The organism is Billgrantia kenyensis, from assembly GCF_013697085.1.
In the GTDB taxonomy this organism is placed as follows: domain Bacteria; phylum Pseudomonadota; class Gammaproteobacteria; order Pseudomonadales; family Halomonadaceae; genus Halomonas; species Halomonas kenyensis.
Map to the genome: position 1 here is coordinate 314,721 of NZ_JACEFT010000001.1, position 22,201 is coordinate 336,921.

Consider the following 22,201-nt stretch of genomic DNA (forward strand, 5'->3'; position numbering starts at 1 on the left):
CACTTCCTGACCTACAATGACAAGCCAAGGAATACGCGTATGACCTCCACCGACACAACTCACCGAACCCGCGACGGAGAAGCCCCCTTCGAGCGTGGCAACCTGCTCAAGTTCCTGATCCCCTCTGCCATCGGGGTCGGGCTGTTCCTGGTCCCCTTCCAGATCGGCGACACCATCAACATCGGCATGGGCTTCATGGCCGATGGTCTCAAGGCGCTGCTCGACGGCGCCCTGCCGGCCATTGCCGTCATCGTGCTGGTGCTCTCGGTGGTGGCGACGAGCTGGATCAAGCTCACCCATCCTCGCTGGGCCGAGCAGGGCGTGCTGCGCGACATGTTCCACGTCGGTCCGGTGTGGTTCGGCATGCGCCTCCTGGGGGCGGCCTTCGCTCTGATGACCTTCTTCCAGTTCGGGCCGGAATTCGTCACCGCCTCCTTCACCGGCGGCGTGATGCTCAACGACCTGGCGCCGGTACTGCTGACCTTTTTCTTCTTCGCCGCCCTGCTGCTGCCGTTCCTGGTCGAGTTCGGCTTCATGGAATTCATCGGCAGCCTGGTGCGCAAGCCGTTCCGGGTGATCTTCAACCTGCCCGGCCGCAGCGCCATCGATGCCACCGCCTCGTGGATGGGCTCCGGCACCGTGGGCGTGCTGATCACCACCCAGCAGTACGAGAAGGGCTTCTACAATCGCCGCGAGGCCTCGGTGATCGCGACCAACTTCTCCATCGTCTCGATCGCCTTCAGCCTGCTGATCACCAGCTTCGTCGATCTCAACCACATGTTCATCCAGTTCTACTTCACGGTGGTGGTGGCCGGCCTGATCGCGGCGGTGATCGTGCCGCGCCTGCCGCCGCTGTCACGCAAGCCCGATACCTACTACGAGCCGGTAGGTTGCCAGCTGGCCGAAAAGCGCACCGAGCAGATGGGCCTGCTGCGCTACAGCCTGACCCAGGCGGTGCGCCGCGCAGAGCACGCCCCCGGCCCCCGGGAACTGGCCCGTAACGCGCTATTCAACGTTGCCGACATTTTCCTCGCGCTGCTGCCGCTGGTATTCGCCATTGGCACCGTGGCGCTGATACTGGCCGAGTTCACCCCGCTGTTCACCTGGCTCTCCTATCCCATGGTGCCGCTGCTCGAGCTGCTGAGGATTCCCGAGGCCGAAGCGGCCGCCCCGGCCACCCTGGTGGGCTTCGCGGACATGTTCCTGCCGGCGGTACTGGCCACCAACATCGAGAGCGAGCTGACCCGCTTCGTGATTGCCTGCCTGTCCCTGACCCAGCTGATCTACATGTCCGAGATCGGTGCGCTGATCCTCAAGTCGAAGATTCCGCTCAAGCTGTGGGAGCTGATCGCGATCTTCCTGCTGCGTACCGCCGTGACGCTGCCGATCATCGCCTTCATGGCCCACACCTTCTTCTTCTGAGGAGACGCTCATGGCCACTCCCCCGATGACCTGCGCCCGGCTGCTGCTGGCGCTGCTGCAAGAGCGCTACGCCGTCGACACCGTGTTCGGCATCCCTGGCGTGCACACCGTGGCGCTCTACCGCGGCCTCGAGGGCAGCGATATCCGCCATGTCACCCCGCGCCACGAGCAGGGTGCCGGCTTCATGGCCGATGGCTACGCCCGGGCCACCGGCAGGCCCGGCGTGTGCCTGATCATCACCGGCCCCGGCATGACCAACATTGCCACCGCCATGGGCCAGGCCCTGGCCGACTCCATCCCCATGCTGGTGATATCCAGCGTCAACCGCCGCGACACCCTGGGCCGCGGCCAGGGCAGGCTGCACGAGCTGCCCAGCCAACAGCAGCTGCTGGTCGGCGTGTCACGCTTCAGCCATACCCTGCTCGATCCGGCCGCACTTCCCGAGGTGCTGGCCCGAGCCTTCGCCGTGTTCGACGGCGAGCGTCCCGGCCCGGTGCACATCGAGATACCCATCGACCTGTTCGATGCCCCATTGGCGATGGTCGAGCTGCCGCCGCCGGCACGCCTGTTCCGCCCGGCGCCGGACCCCGAGGGGCTGGCGCTGGCCGCCGAGTGGCTGCGTGAAGCAAAGCGCCCGCTGGTGCTGCTGGGTGGCGGCTGTGCCGATGCCCCGGCTGCCGCCAGGACCCTTGTGGAACGCCTCGATGCCCCCACGGTAACGACCATCAACGCCAAGGGCGTGCTGGGTCGCGCTCACCCGCTCGACCTGGGCGCCAATGCGGCGCTGCCCGCCGTGCGCGAGCTGGCCCGGGAGGCTGACGTCATCCTCGCCGTGGGCACCGAACTCGGCGAGACCGACTACGACGTGGTCTTCGACGACGGCTTCACACTGGGCGGCAAGTTGATCCGCATCGACCTGGACGCCCAGCAGCTGGTGCGCAACCAGCAGGTATCGCTGGGCCTGGTGGCCGATGCCGGTCGCACGCTGGCGCTGCTGGCGGAGCACTTCCCCGAGCCGCTGTCGCGCGACGGCGCCGGGCGCACCGCGGATACCCTGGTCGCGCTCGATCTGCAGCGCGCCCCCGACTTCGCTCCCTTCGTCCCCTTCTATGCCACCCTTCAGGAAACGCTGCCCGAGGCGATCCTGGTCGGCGACTCCACCGCCCCGGTCTATGCCGGCAACCACCTGGTGTCGCAGCCCGAACCGCGGCGCTACTTCAACGCCTCCACCGGCTACGGCACCCTGGGCTACGGGCTTCCCGCTGCGCTGGGGGCCCAGTTGGGTCAGTCGTCGCTTCCCGTGGTGGCACTGGTGGGCGACGGCGGCGTGATGTTTACCCTCAGCGAGCTTGCCACCGCGGTGGAAGAGTGCCTGCCGGTGGTGATCGTGGTGTGGCATAACCAGGGCTATGAGGAGATCCGTCGCTTCATGGATGCCCATGGCGTCGAGCGCCGCGGCGTCGACATACAGGCACCCGACTTCCAGGTGGTTGCCGCCGGTTTCGGCTGCCAGGCCGTGCGGGTGAGCGATCCGGCCGGCCTGGCCCAGGCACTCGCCTCGCGACCGCTCAACGCGCCCTTGCTGGTCGAAGTGAATGCCGAAGCCTGGCAGCAAGCCATCACCTGCGACCTCGACTGACGATCATCACTGACAGAGAGAAGCGCCATGCAACAGCTGGATCAGCAGTTCATCGACAACCGCTGGACGCCCTCCCGAGGCGAGCGCTGCCTGCCGGTGATGAATCCCTACCGGGAGGAGACCATCGCCGAGGTCAGCACCGGCCACCCCGCCGACGTGGACGCTGCCGTGGCCGCGGCCCGGCGCGCCCTGCCGGGCTGGCGTGCCACGCGCGGCAGCGAACGCGCCCGCTACCTCGAGCGATTCGCCGACGGCCTGGTACGGCGCCGGGAGGAGCTGATCCGGCTCTCCTCGACCAACAATGGCAAGGTGCTGGCCGAGGCCGCCATCGACATCGACGACGCCATCGCCTGCTACCGCTATTACGCCGGGCAGGCACGCGAGCTTGAACAGCGCCAGGGCCGGCTCGTCGAGGTCGAGATGGCCGGCGTCGAGGCGCGCTGCTACCACGACCCGGTCGGCGTGGTGGGGCTTATCACACCGTGGAACTTCCCCCTGGTAACCAGCGCCTGGAAGCTGGCCCCTGCCCTGGCCGCCGGCTGCTCCGTGGTGCTCAAGCCCTCCGAGGTGACACCGCTACCCGAGCGGGCACTGGCGGAAATCGCCCTGGAGATCGGGCTGCCGCCCGGCGTACTCAACCTGCTCTTCGGCGATGGCGAGGGTATCGGCGCCCCGCTGGCCGCTCATCCCGGCATCGACAAGGTCTCCTTCACCGGCAGCAACCGGATCGGCGAAGCGGTGATGCGCGCCGCCGCCGAGCGTTCCGCCGACGTCTCCCTCGAGCTTGGCGGCAAGTCGCCGATCCTGGTGATGGAGGACGCCGACCCCGGCCAGGCCGCCGACTGGATCATGGCCGGCATCTACTTCAATGCGGGGCAGATCTGCTCGGCCACGTCGCGCCTGATCGTCCATGAGGCCATCGCCGAGGCGGTCTATGCCGCGCTTGCCGCACGTATCGACGCGCTGACATTGGGTGATCCCTTGGCCGAGGAAAGCGACATGGGCCCGCTGGCCAGCGCCCGGCAGCGTGACAACGTGCAGGCCTATCTCGCCATCGCCAGGCAGGAGGGCCTGCGGGCGATACGCGACGCCAGCCACCGGCAGCTACCAGAGCAGGGCTACTTCGTCGCGCCGACACTGTTTCGTGACGTACCGACGACAAGTCGGCTATGGCGCGAGGAAATCTTCGGCCCGGTGCTCTGCGCCCGTAGCGTGTCGAGTGAAGCGGAGGCCATCGAGCTCGCCAACGACAGCGACTTCGGCCTGGCGGCGACCGTGGTGAGCGCTGACCGCAAACGTGCCGTGCGCATCGGCAGACAGCTTCAGGCAGGCAGCGTATGGCTCAACGGCGAGCAGCTGGTACTGCCCGAGACCGGATGGGGCGGATTCAAGCGCAGCGGCATCGGCCGCGAGCTTGGCCCTTGGGGTCTCTCCGCCTACCTGGCGGTCAAGCATCTCGTTGGTCCGGCATGAGGCGCTTTTCACGCTGAACTGTCATAGAATCGGCCCGATGCCTGGTATCAAGGAGGAAACCGATGATCCGCATTCGCCCCTATCAGTCAGGGGACTGGCCCGCCATGTGGGACTTCATGGCGCCGGTACTGCATGCCGGCGATACCTACGCCGTGCCCCGCGACATCGGCGAGTCCGATGCCTACCGCATGTGGGTCGAACTGCCGCGTGCCGTGCGCGTCGCGGAAGACGCTCGCGGTCGCGTGCTCGGCACCTACTACCTCAAGCCCAACCAGCCGGGCCCCGGTGATCATGTCTGCAACTGCGGCTACCTGGTGGCCGAAAGCGCCCGGGGCCAAGGCATCGCCAATCAGCTGTGCCAGGACTCCCTGCGAGTCGCGCGTGAACTCGGGTTCACGGCCATGCAGTTCAACATGGTCGTCTCAACCAACGAGGTGGCGATACGCCAGTGGCAGAAGCATGGCTTCGAGATCGTCGGCACCCTGCCCTGCGCATTCCGGCACCCGACCCAGGGGCTGGTCGACGGCCATGTCATGTATCGCCTGCTGTGACTCAACAGTATTGCCGCGGTGCTGTCATCCAACGTCAGCGTGACGATTGACCCTGTCGGGCCCGCTGGGGCATCCTCCTCAACGGGTTGACCTGACAAAGGAAAAACTAAAAATGAAAATGTTTGCACGCAGCACGCTGGCACTCGGCCTCTCCCTCGCCCTGGCTTCCACTGCCCAGGCCGACTTCGCCGACATGGACCCCGTCACCCTGCGCCTGGCCCACGTGGTCAACGAGCAGGATGGCTTTCACATTGCCGCGACCAAGTTCCAGGAGCTGGTCGCCGAGCGCACCGAAGGCGCGATTTCCGTCGACATCTACCCCAACGCCTCGCTCGGCGATGAGCGCACCCTGCTGGAAGGCATGCAGATCGGCACCGTCGACATGGGCGTGATCACCAACGGTCCGGTGGCCAACTTCGTCGAGGAGATGGCGGTGTTCGAGCTGCCGTTCCTGTTCCCCACACCGGAGGCCGCCTACGAGGTGCTCGACGGCGAGATCGGCCAGGAGCTGCTCGACAAACTCGCTGAAGTCAATCTCAAGGGCCTGGCCTACGCCGAGCGCGGTTTCCGCAACCTGACCAACAGCGAACGCGCGGTACGCAGCCCCGAGGATATCGACGGCCTGCGCATCCGCGTGATGGAAAACCCGGTCTACACCGATACTTTCCGTGAGCTGGGTGCCAACGCCATTCCCATGGCCTGGACCGAGGCCCTGACGGCCATGCAGCAGGGCACCATCGATGGCCAGGAGAACCCGGTCAACGTCATCCACTCGTTCAAGCTGCATGAGACTCAGGACCACATGACGCTCTCGCGCCACACCTACGCCCCGGCTATCTTCGTCATGGGCATGCCGGCCTGGAATCAGCTGCCGGAAGCCGCTCATGAGGTGCTCCGCGAGGCCGCCCAGGAGGCTGCCGAGTATGGACGCCGCATGAACGCCGAGATGGAGGCCGACCAGCTGGAAGAGCTGCAGGCCGCCGGCATGCAGATCATCGACGACGCCGACCTCGAGGCGTTCCAAGCCGCGGTCGCCCCGGTGTACGAGAAGTACGGCGAACAGTTTGGCGACTACCTGACGCGCATTCAGGAGGCGCTGCAGTAAGTGAGCTCTCCGCTGCATGCCCTCACGGGCCTGCTGCAGCGTAGTGAACGCATCCTCGACGCCGTCATCCAGCCCATCGTGTTCCTGGGCATGGCGGCGTTGATTGGCGTGATCACGCTGCAGATCGTCTCACGCACACTCTTCACCGCCGTGGGCTGGACCGAGGAGGTCGCCCGCTTCCTGCTGGTGTGGATCACCTTTCTCGGCGCCACCCTGGCCTTTCAGCGCGGGCGACACATCGCCGTAACCTTCGTCGTCGACGCCCTGCCCGCCCGCCTCGCCCAGCTGGCACGTATCGCCGCGGTGCTGGTGGCACTGGGCTTCTTTGTCACGCTGGTCGTGATCGGCTATCGCTACATGCAGGCGCAAAGCTTCCAGCGCTCCGCCTCGCTGCGGCTATCCATGACCTATGTGTATGCCGTGATCCCCCTCTCTGCGGCGATCATGGCGTGGTACGCCATGATCGATGCCATCGAACTCGCGATCAAGGGGCCGCAGGCGGCCGATACCGGTAGCAGCACCGCCGAGGAGCCACCGCCATGACCGGCCTGCTGTTCCTGCTGTTCTTCGCCTTCATGCTGCTGGGTGTGCCGATCGCGCTTGCCATCGGGGCCAGTACGCTGCTCGCCCTCAACGCCCAGGGCGTGCCGCTGATGGTGGTCACCCAGCAGATGTTCCAGGGCATCAACTCCTTCGCCCTGGTGGCGGTGCCCATGTTCATCCTGGCCGGGGATCTCATGGCCCAGGGCAAGGTGAGCGAGAAGCTGGTGGACTTTGCCGATTCGCTGTTCGGCTTCCTCAAGGGCGGGCTCTCCATCGTCTCGGTCGGGGCCGGCATGTTCTTTGCCGCCATTTCAGGCTCGGGTGCCGCCACCACCGCAGCCGTGGGCTCAAGCCTGGTTCCGGAGCTCAAGCGCAAGGGCTACGACCCCGCCTCGGCGGCCAGCCTGATCGCCGCCAGCGGCACCATCGGCGTGGTGATCCCGCCTTCGGTGCCGATGATCATCTATGCCGTCATCGCTCAGCAGTCGGTGTCGAGGCTGTTTCTCAACGGCATCATCCCGGGCGTGCTGATGGGCATCGGGCTGGCGGCCATCGCCATCACCCAGGCCTACCGGCGCAACTACCCGCGGGGCACCGAGCTTTCACCGGCAACGATATGGCGAACCTTCAAGAGTGCCAGTTGGGGGCTGATGACCCCGGTGATCATTCTGGGCGGCATCTTCTCCGGCATCTTCACCCCCAGTGAGGCCGCCGTGGTGGCAGTCAACTATGCCCTGCTGGTGTCGCTGTTCGTCTATCGTGACCTCACGCTGCCCGATATCTATCGCATACTGATTCGCTCGGCGATGACCACCTCGGTGATCATGCTGGTGATAGCGACATCGGCGGTACTCAGTTGGACGCTGTCCAGTTGGCAGGTGCCAGGCGCCATTGCCCACTCGGTGCTGTCGCTCTCCACCAATCCCTACGTGATCATGCTGCTCATCGTCGGAGTAATCCTGCTTACCGGGGTCTTCATCGAGACCGCCAGCGCGCTGATCATCCTGACCCCGGTGCTGCTGCCGCTGGTGCTGCAGCTGGGTATCGATCCGATCCATTTCGGTATCATCATCGTGATGGGGCTGGCCATTGGCATGATCACCCCGCCGGTGGCTATCAACCTCTATGTGGCTTCTTCCGTCACCCAACTACCCCTGGAACGCATCACCCGCGCCATTATCCCCTACCTGTTGGGCCTGATCGCGGTTCTGCTGCTGGTGGTCTATGTGCCGATCCTGCTGGGGCTATCTGGCTAGGGCGCGCCGGCACGATGCGCTTGACGACAACGCGGCCTGGCCTCACCCTGGCCGCTTGACTACTTCCTACCGAAGGGAATTCACGTGACACCGATGCTTCGTATCGCCGCCCTCTCATGTTTCATCCTTCTCGCAGGCTGTACCACCTATACCTACGACGACGGCAGTCGTGAGACGCTATGGGGCATTCCCGCCGAGGAGGAGACGCGGCGCTACGAAGATGACCGCCAGGCAGAGGGCGTTCGCTATCGCGAGCCCGGCCGGGTCGATGAATAAGCCCGCCTAGGCATGGAGGCGTAGCACCACGCTCAAGTTGTTGGCCGGCATCTCGACGATTCGCTCGAGCAAGAATCCGTGTGGCTGTGCCTCAGCAACAACTCGCTCGAGGTCGCGCACCCCCCAGCGTGAATCCCTGGCCCTTAGATCGGTATCGAAAGCGGCATTGCTCTCGGCCGTGTGGCGTCCATCACGACGGTAGGGGCCATAGAGGTAGAGCACCCCACCTGCGTTGAGATGAGCAGCCGATTGCGCCAACAGGGCCAAGGTCACTTCCCAAGGGGAGATGTGCACGAGATTGATCGCCACTACGGCATCGAAGCGCCCGGATGGCCAGATTCCGACCACATCCAGCGGTAGCGGCTCGCGCAGATTGTCTAGCCCAGCATGGGCACACCAGGCAGAGATGGAGGCGCGGGCCGCGGCGTTGGGGTCGCTCGGCTGCCATTCCCATCCCGGCATTGCGCTTGCACAATGAACGCCATGCTCGCCGCTGCCGCTGGCAACCTCCAGAATCGAAGCCCGTTCCGGAAGTACCGCCTGGAGCACTTCAAGAATGGGTTGGCGGTTACGAGCCGCAGCCGGGCTCTTCATGCGGCGATTCATGCTATCAACGAACCTCGTGTGCTGTGATGTCTCACGTTACGTTTAGCGCACGCCGCGGAAGCCTGGCCGGGATCATGGCCGGCGGCGCTGCTGTTCGGACGAGCGCGATTGCCGGCCGCGAAAGCCACTGAGCATCTGCTTGCCCTTGCGCTTGAGCCTCGCGCGATTTTCCGGCTTGCGCAACCACCAGGCGGCGGCCATGCCTAACAGTTTCCTCATCCTGACCTCCTGCTGTCGGTGATACACCTCCTGTATGGACGGTGCCAAGGTGCCGGTCAAGCATAAGCGGTTGCTTACGGCGCCCGTTAGCCAATCGCCGTTTCCTCTGCCATGGTGGGTAGTGAATGGACTCACCAGCATGGAGGACGCCATGACGCGTACCGCAAAAGTCGAGCCGATACAGCGCGAGACCCAGGAGGCGATCCTGGTCAGCGGCTGGCGGGTGGTCGACGTGAGCGACCCCGATCAGCCGCAGGAGATATCACGTCACGACAGCGAGCCCGAAGCCATCCGTGCCGCCCGCGACTACGAGCACCAGACCTCGCTCGAGCCCGGCTCGCCGCCCGACGACACACAGGACTACGACGCTTCAGACCCCCAGGGAGGCAAGGAGCTGCCCTGATCGCTCAGTGCCGCCAGGGTTGCCGCTGGCCGCGAGTCAGTGAGCGCCACAGCCACTCGAGCGGCCCATGACGAAAATGGCGCAGCCACAGTGGCGCCAGCCATAGCTGTAGCAGCCAGATGCCCAGCACCACCAGCATCTGGCCGCTGCGCTCGATGTGGCCGAACATGCCCAGACCGTGGCCGTAGAAGATCAGGCTCATGAGCACGCTCTGCAGGATGTACAGGCTGAACGCCATCCGGCCCACGGCGGCGAGACGTCTCCGCAAGCCGAGCCACGCCTGGGTGCGCAGTACCAGCATGACGCCGCCGACCCAGCCAAGGGCGACAAGCACACTGCCCCAGTAGTTGAACTGGAAGCCGTAGAACATCGACAGTGGCCCCCAATCGTTGGCAAAGTTCCAAGCCACGCCATAGGCCACCAGTGGCAGGCCGAGAACGAGGCCCATGCCCACCAGGGTGAGATAGACACGTGGCCGTGCCAGCCCGGTCAGCACGCCGAGGCGATAGAGCCCCATGCCGATCAGCATCATCCCGGCCGCTCGCCACAGCCCCCATACCAGCAGGGTGAAGGTCTGGGCCTCGAAGGCCAGCTCTGCACGGTGGGGCATCTGCTGCCACCAGCCGCTGCGATAACGCTCGATCTCGCTCTGAAGCTGCTCGACGGGAGGCTGCCATTCAGCCTGGAAGGCGAGCAAATCGGCCTCTGACCAGAAAGACATCGACCAGCCGAAAAAAAGAAATAACGCTGAGGTAACCGCCAGCATTGCTACCCCGGAGGTCAACAGGCTCCAGGGAGACATTTTTCGGCAGGGATAGAGCAGCATGCCACAGACGGCATAGGTGAAGAGAATGTCGCCATACCAGACGAGGTAGGCGTGGGCAGCACCGAAAAACAGCAGCCATGCATTGCGCCGGTAGTGCAGCATCGCTGTCGGTCGTCCAGCAGCCTCGGCTCGCTCGGCGAACAAGACGATACCGGCACCGAACAGCATGGAAAAAATCGCCATCATCTTCTGGTCGGCCAGCAAATGCGAGATGAGCCAGGCCGCCAGGTCGATGCCTTCGAGGCGTCCCCAGGCCGAGGGGTTGAGGTAAGCCGCATATGGCATGGCGAACGCCTGAACGTTCATCACCAGAATGCCGAGCAGTGCCACGCCGCGCAGCACGTCGAGTGCCTCGATGCGTGCCGTCGTACCCTGGTCGACGCGACGGCACGCTTGCTGGGTCCGGTTCACTCGCCTACCCCCCAGCTCAACAGGGCGGGGAAATCAGCGTAATGCATGAGTAAGCCTGGCAAACTCAACTTCGCTCCTGTATTGCCGAGACATGAATGCCGGCTAGCCGCTCGGAGTCGCGTCGGCAGGCATTGCCTTGGCAATGGCCTCCTCCGTGCGTCGATGGGCAGGACGATCCTTGAGGCCATTCCAATAGGCTTCGAACTCCGGGCGCCTGTCCAGTGTGCCGAACTGCATGCCCCAACCGATGTGGGAGCCGACATAGATGTCGGCGGCGGTGAAGCTGTCGCCGGCAATGTATCGCCGCCCCGCTACCGCCTTGGCCAGGTGTCGACCGCCGTTTCGTAGCTGCCGCAGCCGAACTGCATCTGCTGTTCGGAGCTCAGCGTGACATTGGCGGACTTCAGGGATATCGCCATCTCCAGCGGCCCGGCCGTGAAAAACAGCCAGCGGTAGTAGTCACCGCGCCCCACGGGCGTCGGCAGAAGGCCGGCCTCGGGGAATGCCTCGGCCAGATAGGCGCAAATGGCGGCCGCCTCCGTGACGACAGTATTGCCATGGCGTATGGCCGGCACCTTGCCCATGGGATTGATGGCGAGATACTCGGACGACTTCATCGGCGGGCCGTACTCGATCACCTCCATGCGGTAGGGTTGCCCCAACTCCTCCAGCATCCAGTGCACGATGCCGCCCCGGGACCAGGGGTTGGTATAAAAGACGATCTCTTCCTGCATGATCCGCTCCCTCTCGTGGTGTGTGTCATCAGCGGCGGGAGCATCAACCCCGGCTCGAGTCGATAGCCCATACCCGGCTCGCCTTCGATCTCGGCACCTATGGCACGCAGCGAAGCGATGTCGCGGTACAGGGTGCGCAGCGAGACACCCAGTTCCTGCGCCAGCGCGGTACCGCTCACCGGGCAGCGGTGACGCCGCAGGATCTGCAGCAGATCGAGAAGGCGCGTCGTGCGCGACATGAAGAACTTTCCTCGTCTTCGCTCAGTTGATCCCTACCTCGGCGCTTTCGATCACTTCGGGCTCCGCCCTGGCCTGCTCGACCCACTCCTGCATCGGCGCCGAGCGCAGCAGCGTCTGGCGGTAGGCTTCGGCAGGCGGCGAGAGCTTCACGCCGTAAGTGGCGAAGCGAAACGCCACCGGTGCGAACATGCAGTCGGCGATGGAGAACTCACCGAAGAGCCAGGGCCCGCGGTGCTGGTAGCGTTCGCGGCTCAGCGTCCAGATCCGTTCGAGCCGCATGATCTCAGCCTCGAGGGTGTCGGAGATGGCCACGCTTCTCCCGCTGGCCCGGCAGTTCATCGGCATGCACGTCCTCAGCTCGACGAAGCCGGCATGCATCTCGGCACTCACCGAGCGCGCTTCGGCTCGCTCGTGGCACGACGCCGGCCAACCGGCCCCCGACAGGTAATGCTCGGAGAGGTATTCACAGATCGCCAGCGAATCCCAAACGGTCAGCTCATCGTCGTGCAATACCGGTACCTTGCCCGCCTCGGTGTGAGCGGCCAGCGCCTCCCGGGTCGTGCCCTGCGCCAAGGGGATACGAATCTCCTCGAATGGCAGGCCATGCATTCTCAGCAGCAACCAGGGCCTGAGCGACCATGATGAGTAGTTCTTGTTGCCGATGACGAGCTTCATGCGACCTCCCGTTGCATCATGTCATGCCTCTACTGTGCAATGGCTGCCGCATGACGTCCAGCCAGGTAGAATATGTATAGACATGACGGCACAGGAACCTAACCCATGGGCAGCTCTCCCCCGCTCTACCTGCAGATTCAGCAACACTTGCTGGAAATGATACGCAGTGGTACCTGGCCGGCACATCATCAGATTCCTCCCGAAGAGCAACTAGCCCGTGACTTCGGTGTCAGCCGTATGACCGCCAACAAGGCGATTCGCGATCTCGTGCAGCAGGGCTACCTGACTCGCCAACCCGGGCTCGGCACCTTCGTCACCGACCGCAAGGCGGAGTCGTCACTGGTCGACGTGCACAACATCGCCGAGGAGGTTCGCGGCCGTGGTCATGGTTACGAGTGCGACGTGCTGCTGGCCGAGGCCATCGCCGCCGACGACGAAGTGGCGCTGCGTCTGGGCGTGCGGCTGGGCACGCGGGTGTTCCACACGCGTATCGTTCACCGCGAGAACGGAGTGCCCATCCAGCTCGAGGATCGCTTCGTCAATCCGCGCTGGGTACCGGACTACCTGGAAACCGACTTCCACCGCCATACCCCCAACGAAGTGCTGGTGGCAGCTTGCCCGATCACCGACGTGGAGCATGTGGTCGAGGCGGTACGGGTCGATGCCGCGACCGCCGAGCGGCTCGAAATGGATGCCACGCAGCCCTGCTTGAGCATGATACGCCGCACCTGGTCGGGCGAGCATCTGATCAGCTACGCCCGGCTGATCCATCCCGGCGACCGCTACAAGCTGCGCTCGGCGCTCTCTCGCAGCGCCAGCTGAGCCGGTATCGTGACACCTCGATAACGCTGAGCGAGGCCGGTGCAGCCGGCCTCGCTCAGTAGTGGCGGACGTTCGATGGAGTGAAGCCTCAGGCCCCGCTCAGCGCCTGGGCCAGGAAGCCGGCCGGCACGGCCAGCATCAGGCTGAGCGCCACGCGGATGAACCACACCACGACGATGCGTCCAACCGAAAGCGGAATGCTGGTGGCCAGGATGCAGGGAATGGAGGCGGAGAAGAACAGCACCGCGGAAACCGATACTACCCCAGCCGCAAAGCGGGCAACGAACTCGGCCTCGGCCATCAACAGCGCCGGCAGGAACATCTCGGCCAGCCCGGCAGCGGAAGCCTGAGCCAGCGCCATGCCATCCTCCAGCCCCCAGATCGCCACGAAGGGATAGAACAGAAGGCCCAGCCACTCGAACAGCGGCGTGTACTTGGCGGCCAGCAGGCCGAGCAACCCCACCGACATGATCGACGGCAGGATGCTGATCGCCATCAGCAGCCCTTCGCGTACGTTGAGCGCCACGCTGCGATGCAGCCCCGGCGCCTGAGCCGCCACCGCAAGACCGGCCTTCCATGCCGTGTTCAGCCGCTTGCCGGGCATCGCCTCGGGTTCGCCATCGCTGCGCTCATTGTTCATCTGCGACAGCGGCGGCAGGCGAACGGTAACGGCAGTGACGGCAAAGGTGATCGCCAGCGTCAGCCAGAAATAGAGGTTCCACACGCTCATCAGATCCAGCGTGCGTGCCACGATGATCATGAAGGTGGCCGACACCGTGGAGAAACCGGTGGCGATGATCGCCGCCTCCCGCGCCGAATACTGCCCCGCCTGATAGACCCGGTTGGTGATCAGCAGGCCGATGGAGTAGCTGCCCACGAACGAGGCCACGGCATCGATGGCACTGCGCCCCGGCGTGCGCCAGATGGGCCGCATGACCGGCTGCAGCAGCACGCCGATCAGCTCCAGCAGGCCGTAGCTGATCAGCAGGGCCAGGAACACCGCACCGATGGGCACGATCAGCCCTACCGGTATCACCAGCCGGTTGAACAGGAACGGCAGCATGTCCGGCTCGTGCAGCAGCCCAGGCCCCCAGCCGGTCATCGCCATGATGGCCACGGCGACGCCGGCCAGCTTCAGCACGGTGAAGATGCGGTCGGTGAGACTGCGCCGCCAGGTGCCCTTCCATAGCGGGTAAGCCGCGCCCGCCACGATCAGCGTCAGCGCATAGAGACCTGCGGCACCGCCCAGGAGCTCCCTGGCCCCGGTCACCATGTGGTCCAGCAGGATGGTGTTCCTGCCACCCAGGGTGACGGGAATGAAGAAGATCAGAATCCCCAGCGCGCTGGGAACGAACAGCTTGGCCACGGTGAGCCAATTGAAACCGCTTGCGCCCCGGGTGACCGGGTCCGGAATCGCCATGGGTATCGTCCTCGTCTTGAGTTTGTGGCTGTCGATTCACCGCGCCTTGTCTCGCAACGGATGCGGCATCATTATTGTATATACAATACGCTCCTCACAGGTGCCATGCCGAAGCGTCGCATACGCCTACATCTTTAGTCTAACTCACTGTATGACCGACACCGTAACTCGCTTCCATCAGGAAGATAATCCAGTGTACTAACAGCAGCTTGAATGGAAGAATTAGTGCATGGAACAGAAATCAAGACAAACTCTTCGCAACCCGGCCTTGACCTTCGAGCCATGACGATTTAAATGTATATACATTGAATCGATGAACATCAGGAGTCCCCATGCCTGCCAACTCCAAACAGCGCCTCGTCTGGCATGACGTCACGCTATTCGACGGTCACGACACTCTGCCCGAGCCGATGGCAGTGATCGTGGCGGGTGACACCATCGAACGCGTCGTGCCCATGCATGAGCTCGACCCGAACGAGAGCGCCGGCTGCCGGATCCTCGGCCAGGGTGGCGTGATGACGCCGGGGCTGGTCGACTGCCATACCCACCTGGTATTCGGCGGCTCCCGGGCCGACGAGTTCGAACGCCGTCTCGAGGGCGCCAGCTACGAGGAGATCGCCCGCCGCGGCGGCGGCATCCTCAGTACCGTGCGTGCCACCCGGGAAGCCAGCGAAGAGCAGCTGTTCAGCCTGGCCAGGCCGCGGCTGGAAGCGCTGTTGCGGGATGGCGTGACCACGGTGGAGATCAAGTCCGGCTATGGCCTGAGCGTGGCCGATGAGCTGAAAATGCTGCGCGTGGCGCGTCGCCTCGGCGAGGAACTACCGGTGCGGGTAGTGACCACCCTGCTGGGCGCCCATGCCCTGCCCCCGGAGTACCAGGACGACAGCGACGGCTACATCGACCTGGTGTGCCGCGAGATGATCCCCGCCGCGGCCGCCGAAGGGCTGGCCGATGCAGTGGACGTATTCTGCGAGAAGATCGCCTTCTCGGTGGCTCAGTGCGAGCGCGTCTTCGAGGCTGCCGAAGCCCACGGCCTGCCGATCAAGGCCCATGCCGAGCAGCTCTCGAACCTGGGCGGCAGTGCCATGGCGGCCCGGCATGGCGCGCTCTCCGCCGACCATATCGAATATCTCGACGAGGCGGGCGTCAACGCGCTGCGCGAGGCTGGCAGCGTCGCGGTGCTGCTGCCCGGCGCCTTTCATACCCTGCGTGAGACGCAGCTGCCACCCATCGCTGCGCTGCGCGAAGCTGGCGTGCCCATGGCCATCGCCACCGACGCCAACCCCGGCAGCTCGCCGCTGTTCATGCCCACGCTGATGCTGAACTTCGCCTGCACCCTGTTCCGCCTGACGCCACGCGAGGCCCTGGCCGGCATGACCGCCCACGGCGCCCAGGCGCTGGGCCTGCACAACCGGCAACTGGGGCGCATCGTCCCGGGCGCGCCGGCAGACCTGTGCCTGTGGGACATCGGCTCACCCGCCGAGCTGGCCTACGCCGTGCAGCCCGGTCGCTTGCGCCAGCGCATTTATGGAGGGGAACCGACCCATGTCCAAGAACAGCACTGATCTACACCTGGCCGATCCGTCCATCGACATGTCCGTATGGGCCGGGCGCGAAGACCCGGAGCACGACAGCCTGCGCTGGCATCAGGTCATCACCCCAGTTAAATCGGACAGCGCTCCCGGCGCCGCCCTGCTCGGCTTCGCCTCCGATGCCGGCGTGGCGCGCAACCAGGGCCGCGTGGGCGCCGCCGAAGGCCCGCGGGCACTGCGCAAGGCCCTGGCACCGCTGGCCTGGCATCGCAGCGCACCGGTATTCGATGCCGGCGACGTCAGCTGCCACGGCAACGACGACCTGGAAGCCGCCCAGCAGCGTCTGGCCGAACGGGTCGCCGCCCTGTTGGCCCACGGCCACCTGCCGCTGGTGCTGGGCGGCGGCCACGAGGTGGCCTTCGGCAGCTGGTCTGGCCTGGCACGCCACTTCGAGGCCCAGGGAGGGGCACAGGGCGAGGCCCGCCCGCGGGTCGGCATCGTCAACCTCGATGCCCACTTCGATCTGCGTGATCCGAGCCACGTGCGCTCCTCCGGCACGCCCTTCGCCCAGATCGCCGCCGAATGCCACGCCCGCGCCTGGCCGTTCCGCTACGCCTGCCTGGGCGTGAGCCGTGCCAGCAACACCCGCGCCCTGTTCACCCGGGCCAGGGAGTTGAACGTGCTGGTACGTGAGGATCACGAGATCGATACCCTGCGCCTCGACGCCATCATGCGCGACCTGCAGCAGTTCATGGCGCGCTGCGACCACCTCTATCTCAGCATCGATTTGGACGTGCTGCCGGCCGCCGAGGCGCCGGGAGTGAGCGCTCCCGCCGCCTACGGCGTGCCCCTGGCGCTGATCGAACCGCTGATCGAGGCCGTACGCGACAGCGGCAAGCTGCGTCTGATCGACATCGCCGAGCTCAACCCGAGCTTCGATATCGACGGCCGTACCGCCAAGGCCGCGGCACGCCTGATCCACCGGCTGACGCTGGATAGCTGAACCCAACGCCCTTCAGAGCCCTGGACAAGACGACTTACGACAACATCCAGTCCGACCTATACAAAGAGAGACACGACGATGAACCGCCATACCACGCCTGCCGATGCCCGCCACGACGCCAGCCGCCGTATCGCCGCACCCACCGGCTCCGAACTCAGCTGCAAGAGCTGGCTCACCGAAGCCCCGCTGCGCATGCTGATGAACAACCTCCACCCCGACGTGGCCGAGCGCCCCGAAGACCTGGTGGTCTACGGCGGCATCGGTCGCGCCGCCCGCGACTGGCAGTGCTATGACGCCATCGTCGCCACCCTCAAGCGCCTGGAAGACAACCAGACCCTGCTGATCCAGTCGGGCAAACCGGTGGGTGTGTTCGAGACCCACAAGGACGCCCCGCGTGTGCTGCTGGCCAACTCCAATCTGGTGCCGGCCTGGGCCAACTGGGAGCACTTCAACGAGCTGGATCGCAAGGGCCTGATGATGTACGGCCAGATGACCGCCGGCTCGTGGATCTACATCGGCTCCCAGGGCATCGTCCAGGGCACCTATGAAACCTTCGTCGAGGCCGGTCGCCAGCACTACGACGGCGACCTTACCGGCCGCTGGATCCTCACCGCCGGGCTCGGCGGCATGGGCGGCGCCCAGCCGCTGGCGGCGAGCCTGGCCGGCGCCAGCTCGCTCAACATCGAGTGCCAGCAGTCGCGCATAGACTTCCGTCTGCGCACCCGCTATCTGGACGAGCAGGCCGACGACCTCGATGACGCACTCAAACGCCTCGAGCGCTACACCGCCGAGGGCAAGGCGGTCTCCATCGGCCTGTGCGCCAACGCCGCCGACGTGCTGCCGGAACTGGTCAAGCGCGGCGTACGGCCGGACATGGTCACCGACCAGACCAGCGCCCACGACCCGCTGCACGGCTACCTGCCTTCCGGCTGGAGCTGGGACGAATACGTGGCCCGCGGCAAGAGCGAAGCCGAAGCGGTGGTCAAGGCCGCCAAACAGTCCATGGCGGTGCACGTGCAGGCCATGCTCGACTTCCAGAAGATGGGCGTGCCCACCTTCGACTACGGCAACAACATCCGCCAGATGGCCAAGGAAGAGGGTGTCGCCAACGCCTTCGACTTCCCCGGCTTCGTACCGGCCTACATTCGTCCGCTGTTCTGCCAGGGCATCGGCCCGTTCCGCTGGGCCGCGCTCTCCGGCGATCCGGAAGACATCTACAAGACCGATCAGAAGGTCAAGGAGCTGATCCCCGACGATCCGCACCTGCACCGCTGGCTCGACATGGCCCGCGAGCGCATCAGCTTCCAGGGTCTGCCGGCGCGCATCTGCTGGGTTGGCCTCAAGGACCGCGCCCGCCTCGGCCAGGCCTTCAACGAGATGGTCGCCAACGGCGAGCTCAAGGCCCCCGTGGTCATCGGTCGCGATCACCTCGACTCCGGCTCGGTGGCCAGCCCCAACCGCGAGACCGAAGCCATGATGGACGGCTCCGACGCCGTTTCTGACTGGCCGCTACTCAACGCCCTGCTCAACACCGCCGGCGGCGCCACCTGGGTCTCGCTCCACCATGGCGGGGGCGTGGGCATGGGCTTCTCCCAGCACGCCGGGGTGGTGATCGTCGCCGACGGCACGGATGACGCCCACGCTCGCCTCGGCCGGGTGCTGCGCAACGACCCGGGCACCGGGGTGATGCGTCACGCCGACGCCGGGTACGATATCGCCAAGCAGTGCGCCCAGGAAAATGGGTTGGATCTGCCGATGCTCGATAAATAAGAGCGCCTCAACGTTCGGCGCGATGAGCGCCGGGAACAAGGCGAAGCGAGGGTTTTTTGCCAGGGGTGAGGCGGAAATAGAAGAACATGTTCTTCCCGCCGAACGGGTTGGCCATGGATGGCCAACCCAGGCCCTGCAAGCGGTGCAGGATGCAAGAGCGCCGCAGGGCAAAAATAGCGCCCAGGGATGGGTTCACAGCGCCCTCGCGCAGGCTTGTTGCCGGCACAGCTCATCGCTTCAGCTGCCAACGCCTTTTCTGGAGAGAGATTCCATGTCCCAGCTCGACATTCAACCCGGCAAGATGACCCTGGCCCAGGCACGCCAGGTCTTCGAGGCGCCGCTGCACGTAACGCTACCCGCAAGCGCCGATGCCGCCATTCAACGCAGCGTCGACTGCGTTAACCGCGTAGTGGCGGAGAACCGCACCGTTTACGGCATCAACACCGGCTTCGGCCTGCTGGCCCAGACCCGCATCGCCAACGACGAGCTGGAGGACCTGCAGCGTTCGCTGGTGCTGTCGCACTCGACCGGGGTCGGTGAGCCCATGGGCGACGCACTGGTGCGCCTGATCATGGTGCTCAAGGTCAACAGCCTGGCCCGCGGCTTTTCCGGTATCCGCCGCGAGGTGCTGGATGCCCTGATCGCCATGATCAACGCTGAGGTCTACCCGCACATTCCCCTCAAGGGCTCGGTGGGCGCTTCCGGCGATCTGGCGCCGCTCGCTCACATGAGCGTGGTCCTGCTCGGTGAAGGCAAGGCCCGCCACAAGGGGGAATGGCTGCCCGCCCGGGAGGCCCTGAAAGTGGCCGGCCTGGAGCCCCTGAACCTCGCCCCCAAGGAGGGTCTGGCGCTGCTCAACGGTACCCAGGTATCGACCGCCTACGCCCTGAAAGGGCTGTTCGAGGCCGAGGACCTGTTCGCCGCCGCCACCGTCTGCGGCGCCCTGACCGTGGAGGCCACCCTGGGTTCACGCTCGCCGTTCGATGCGCGTATCCATGAAGTGCGTGGCCAGCGCGGCCAGATCGATGCCGCCGCTGCCTATCGCCATCTGCTCGGTGAGCGCAGCGCCATCGGCGACTCCCACGCCCAGTGCGATCGGGTTCAGGATCCCTACTCGCTGCGCTGTCAGCCCCAGGTAATGGGTGCCGTTCTGACCCAGCTGCGTCAGGCCGCCGAGGTGCTGGCCATCGAGGTCAATGCGGTATCCGACAACCCCCTGGTGTTCGCCGAGCAGGACGAGATCATCTCCGGCGGCAACTTCCACGCCGAGCCGGTGGCCATGGCGGCAGACAATATTGCACTGGCCATCGCCGAGATCGGCTCGCTCACTGAACGGCGCGTCTCGTTGATGATGGACAAGCACATGTCCCAGCTGCCGCCTTTCCTGGTCGAAAAAGGCGGAGTCAACTCCGGCTTCATGATCGCCCAGGTCACGGCCGCCGCTCTCGCCAGCGAGAACAAGGCCCTGGCACACCCGCACAGCGTCGATAGCCTGCCCACCTCGGCCAACCAGGAGGATCACGTCTCCATGGCCCCGGCAGCCGGCAAGCGGCTGTGGGAGATGGCCGCCAACGTGCGCGGCATCGTCGCCATCGAGTGGCTGGCCGCCAGCCAGGGGCTGGACCTGCGCACCGGCAGCGACGGCCAGCGCCTCGGCACCTCCGAGCGACTGGAAGGCGCGCGCGCCACCCTGCGCGAGCGGGTCAGCCATTACGATCAGGACCGCTTCTTCGCCCCGGACATCGAGGCCGCCACTGCGCTGCTCGAAGCCCGCGCCCTCAGTGGGTTGATCCCCGCCGGCCTGCTGCCGAGCCACTGAGTGCCGGCCTGACCTGCACAATGCCGTGTCGGGGAGTCCCCTTGCCCCCGACACGACAGCGGAGCTCGCCTGTCTCCGCCACACCCAACGACAAGAGTGGATCGCGACATGAATGCCATCGTTCTGGCCATCCTGGTGATGGTCGGCCTGAGTCTTGCCCGGGTTTCCGTGGTCTTCGCCCTGATTGCCGCCAGCCTGGTCGGCGGCCTCTATGCCGGAATGCCGATCGGGGAGATTCTCGATGCCTTCAATGATGGGCTGGGCAATGGTGCAACCATTGCCCTCTCCTACGCCGTACTGGGCGCCTTCGCCGTGGCCCTCTCACGTTCGGGCATCACCGAGCTGATGGCCAATCGCGCGATTCGCCGCTTTCACCTGGACGAGTCGGGCGGCAGCCGTCGTATGGTGACCTATACCCTGTTGGCCGCCCTGCTGGCCGCAGCGGTAAGCTCCCAGAACCTGATACCGGTCCACATCGCCTTCATCCCGGTGCTGGTGCCGCCGCTGCTCAAGCTGATGAACCACCTGCGCCTGGATCGGCGCCTGGCCGCCTGTGTGATCACCTTCGGCATCACAGCACCCTATATGCTGCTGCCGGTGGGCTTCGGCGCGATCTTCCTCAACGATATCCTGCTGGCCAGCCTCAACGAGAGCGGCGCTGAACTCGGCCTGGAAGTGACACGCGGCATGGTGCCGGTGGCCATGCTGATCCCCATCGGCGGCATGGCGCTGGGCCTCGCCTTCGCCGTGCTGATCAGCTACCACGGCCCGCGCCATTACGTGGATCGCGACCTGGCCCACGGTGACGAGACCCCAGCCCAAGCAGCCACGCACCTGGCGCCCTGGCAGATCGCGGTGCTGGGCGCCTCGCTGGTGGGCACCGTGACGATTCAGCTGCTCTCGGGTTCGATGGTGCTGGGTGGAATGTTCGGCTTCGCCCTGCTCTCGGTCAGTGGTGTATTCCGCTGGCACGAACAGGACGGCATCTTCACCGAAGGCATGCGCATGATGGCGCTGGTTGGCTTCATCATGATCTCGGCAGCGGGCTTTGCCAGCGTGATGCAGGCCAGCGGCGAGGTCGAAGGGCTGGTGGCGGGTTCTGCCGGGCTGATCGGTGACAACAAGGGGCTGGCAGCGCTGCTGATGCTGCTGGTGGGCCTGTTCATCACCATGGGGATCGGTTCGTCATTCTCCACCATCCCGATCATCGCCTCGCTCTACGTCCCGCTGGCTCTCGGCTTCGGTTTTTCTCCTCTGGCCACGGTTGCCCTAGTGGGCACCGCCGCGGCGCTGGGCGATGCCGGCTCGCCGGCCTCGGACTCGACCCTGGGACCCACCGCTGGGCTAAATGCCGACGGCCAGCACGACCATATCTGGGACAGCGTGGTGCCCACCTTCCTGCACTACAATATCCCGCTGATCGCCTTCGGCTGGGCAGCCGCCATGCTGCTGTAGC

Annotated in this window: 23 protein-coding genes; 15 read left to right on the plus strand and 8 right to left on the minus strand. The window is 65.4% G+C overall.

Translation table 11 applies throughout. From position 1 onward, the window contains the following. Positions 1 to 39 precede the first annotated feature (39 nt). The 8 genes from H1D44_RS01355 to H1D44_RS01390 all read left to right on the plus strand — a co-directional run bounded on the left by H1D44_RS01355 (position 40) and on the right by H1D44_RS01390 (position 8,265). Positions 40 to 1,422, plus strand: a complete 1,383-nt coding sequence (locus H1D44_RS01355; protein WP_181513046.1) for a YjiH family protein — start codon at positions 40 to 42, stop codon at positions 1,420 to 1,422. Positions 1,423 to 1,447: 25 nt separating this feature from the next. After that, positions 1,448 to 3,061: a 5-guanidino-2-oxopentanoate decarboxylase gene (locus H1D44_RS01360; RefSeq protein WP_181513273.1), complete on the plus strand. Its 1,614-nt coding sequence runs from the start codon at positions 1,448 to 1,450 to the stop codon at positions 3,059 to 3,061. Positions 3,062 to 3,088: 27 nt separating this feature from the next. Next, positions 3,089 to 4,534, plus strand: coding sequence for an aldehyde dehydrogenase family protein (locus tag H1D44_RS01365; protein ID WP_181513047.1), 1,446 nt, complete (start codon positions 3,089 to 3,091; stop codon positions 4,532 to 4,534). Between the two features lie 62 nt (positions 4,535 to 4,596). Beyond that, positions 4,597 to 5,085, plus strand: coding sequence for a GNAT family N-acetyltransferase (locus H1D44_RS01370; protein ID WP_181513048.1), 489 nt, complete (start codon positions 4,597 to 4,599; stop codon positions 5,083 to 5,085). 112 nt (positions 5,086 to 5,197) lie between these two features. After that, positions 5,198 to 6,190: a TRAP transporter substrate-binding protein gene (locus H1D44_RS01375; protein WP_181513049.1), complete on the plus strand. Its 993-nt coding sequence runs from the start codon at positions 5,198 to 5,200 to the stop codon at positions 6,188 to 6,190. After that, positions 6,191 to 6,733, plus strand: coding sequence for a TRAP transporter small permease (locus H1D44_RS01380; RefSeq protein ID WP_238984345.1), 543 nt, complete (start codon positions 6,191 to 6,193; stop codon positions 6,731 to 6,733). It abuts the gene before it with no gap. Then, the gene (locus H1D44_RS01385) at positions 6,730 to 7,989 is read left to right on the plus strand and encodes a TRAP transporter large permease (protein ID WP_181513050.1); all 1,260 of its coding nucleotides are present in this window, start codon (positions 6,730 to 6,732) and stop codon (positions 7,987 to 7,989) included. Before H1D44_RS01380 ends, H1D44_RS01385 begins: the two co-directional genes overlap by 4 nt. A gap of 93 nt (positions 7,990 to 8,082) precedes the next feature. Next, complete coding sequence (locus H1D44_RS01390; RefSeq protein ID WP_181513275.1) at positions 8,083 to 8,265, plus strand: hypothetical protein; 183 nt, start codon at positions 8,083 to 8,085, stop codon at positions 8,263 to 8,265. A gap of 6 nt (positions 8,266 to 8,271) precedes the next feature. Here the strand turns inward: H1D44_RS01390 and H1D44_RS01395 are convergent, their stop codons facing one another. Together H1D44_RS01395 and H1D44_RS01400 are read right to left on the minus strand one after the other, a co-directional pair. Then, positions 8,272 to 8,859: a DUF938 domain-containing protein gene (locus H1D44_RS01395; protein WP_238984346.1), complete on the minus strand. Its 588-nt coding sequence runs from the start codon at positions 8,857 to 8,859 to the stop codon at positions 8,272 to 8,274. A gap of 84 nt (positions 8,860 to 8,943) precedes the next feature. After that, the gene (locus H1D44_RS01400; protein ID WP_181513052.1) at positions 8,944 to 9,090 is read right to left on the minus strand and encodes a hypothetical protein; all 147 of its coding nucleotides are present in this window, start codon (positions 9,088 to 9,090) and stop codon (positions 8,944 to 8,946) included. A 151-nt stretch (positions 9,091 to 9,241) separates the two neighbouring features. Between H1D44_RS01400 and H1D44_RS01405 the strand changes: the two genes are divergently transcribed. After that, positions 9,242 to 9,493, plus strand: coding sequence for a hypothetical protein (locus H1D44_RS01405; protein ID WP_181513053.1), 252 nt, complete (start codon positions 9,242 to 9,244; stop codon positions 9,491 to 9,493). A 4-nt stretch (positions 9,494 to 9,497) separates the two neighbouring features. Here H1D44_RS01405 and H1D44_RS21225 read toward each other — a convergent pair whose 3' ends face one another. The 4 genes from H1D44_RS21225 to H1D44_RS01425 all read right to left on the minus strand — a co-directional run bounded on the left by H1D44_RS21225 (position 9,498) and on the right by H1D44_RS01425 (position 12,379). Beyond that, positions 9,498 to 10,730 (minus strand): DUF418 domain-containing protein, encoded by a 1,233-nt coding sequence (locus H1D44_RS21225; protein WP_181513054.1) that lies wholly within the window; start codon positions 10,728 to 10,730, stop codon positions 9,498 to 9,500. Between the two features lie 311 nt (positions 10,731 to 11,041). Then, positions 11,042 to 11,464: a glutathione S-transferase family protein gene (locus H1D44_RS20910; RefSeq protein WP_238984347.1), complete on the minus strand. Its 423-nt coding sequence runs from the start codon at positions 11,462 to 11,464 to the stop codon at positions 11,042 to 11,044. Further along, positions 11,365 to 11,703: a helix-turn-helix transcriptional regulator gene (locus H1D44_RS20915; RefSeq protein WP_181513055.1), complete on the minus strand. Its 339-nt coding sequence runs from the start codon at positions 11,701 to 11,703 to the stop codon at positions 11,365 to 11,367. Before H1D44_RS20915 ends, H1D44_RS20910 begins: the two co-directional genes overlap by 100 nt. A 22-nt stretch (positions 11,704 to 11,725) precedes the next feature. Next, on the minus strand, positions 11,726 to 12,379 hold the full coding sequence (locus H1D44_RS01425) for a glutathione S-transferase family protein (RefSeq protein ID WP_181513056.1): 654 nt from the start codon (positions 12,377 to 12,379) through the stop codon (positions 11,726 to 11,728). 105 nt (positions 12,380 to 12,484) lie between these two features. Here H1D44_RS01425 and hutC point away from each other — a divergent pair, with 105 nt between their 5' ends. Next, entirely contained in the window at positions 12,485 to 13,201 is a 717-nt protein-coding gene (hutC, locus tag H1D44_RS01430; protein ID WP_181513057.1) for a histidine utilization repressor, read from the plus strand. 88 nt (positions 13,202 to 13,289) lie between these two features. On the opposite strand, the gene H1D44_RS01435 is transcribed toward hutC, so the two are convergent. Continuing rightward, complete coding sequence (locus H1D44_RS01435; protein ID WP_181513058.1) at positions 13,290 to 14,621, minus strand: YjiH family protein; 1,332 nt, start codon at positions 14,619 to 14,621, stop codon at positions 13,290 to 13,292. Positions 14,622 to 14,953: 332 nt separating this feature from the next. On the opposite strand from H1D44_RS01435, the gene hutI reads away from it, so the two are divergent. The 3 genes from hutI to hutU all read left to right on the plus strand — a co-directional run bounded on the left by hutI (position 14,954) and on the right by hutU (position 18,926). Continuing rightward, the gene (gene hutI / locus H1D44_RS01440) at positions 14,954 to 16,186 is read left to right on the plus strand and encodes an imidazolonepropionase (RefSeq protein WP_181513059.1); all 1,233 of its coding nucleotides are present in this window, start codon (positions 14,954 to 14,956) and stop codon (positions 16,184 to 16,186) included. After that, positions 16,167 to 17,156, plus strand: a complete 990-nt coding sequence (gene hutG / locus H1D44_RS01445; RefSeq protein ID WP_181513060.1) for a formimidoylglutamase — start codon at positions 16,167 to 16,169, stop codon at positions 17,154 to 17,156. The genes hutI and hutG overlap by 20 nt, the downstream gene beginning before the upstream one ends. 78 nt (positions 17,157 to 17,234) lie before the next feature. Beyond that, complete coding sequence (gene hutU / locus H1D44_RS01450; RefSeq protein ID WP_181513061.1) at positions 17,235 to 18,926, plus strand: urocanate hydratase; 1,692 nt, start codon at positions 17,235 to 17,237, stop codon at positions 18,924 to 18,926. Between the two features lie 7 nt (positions 18,927 to 18,933). On the opposite strand, the gene H1D44_RS01455 is transcribed toward hutU, so the two are convergent. Beyond that, positions 18,934 to 19,122: a hypothetical protein gene (locus H1D44_RS01455; RefSeq protein ID WP_181513062.1), complete on the minus strand. Its 189-nt coding sequence runs from the start codon at positions 19,120 to 19,122 to the stop codon at positions 18,934 to 18,936. Positions 19,123 to 19,197: 75 nt separating this feature from the next. On the opposite strand from H1D44_RS01455, the gene hutH reads away from it, so the two are divergent. Together hutH and H1D44_RS01465 are read left to right on the plus strand one after the other, a co-directional pair. Further along, positions 19,198 to 20,745, plus strand: coding sequence for a histidine ammonia-lyase (gene hutH, locus H1D44_RS01460; protein WP_181513063.1), 1,548 nt, complete (start codon positions 19,198 to 19,200; stop codon positions 20,743 to 20,745). A gap of 108 nt (positions 20,746 to 20,853) precedes the next feature. Further along, positions 20,854 to 22,200, plus strand: a complete 1,347-nt coding sequence (locus H1D44_RS01465; protein ID WP_181513064.1) for a Na+/H+ antiporter family protein — start codon at positions 20,854 to 20,856, stop codon at positions 22,198 to 22,200. Position 22,201: the final 1 nt, after the last annotated feature.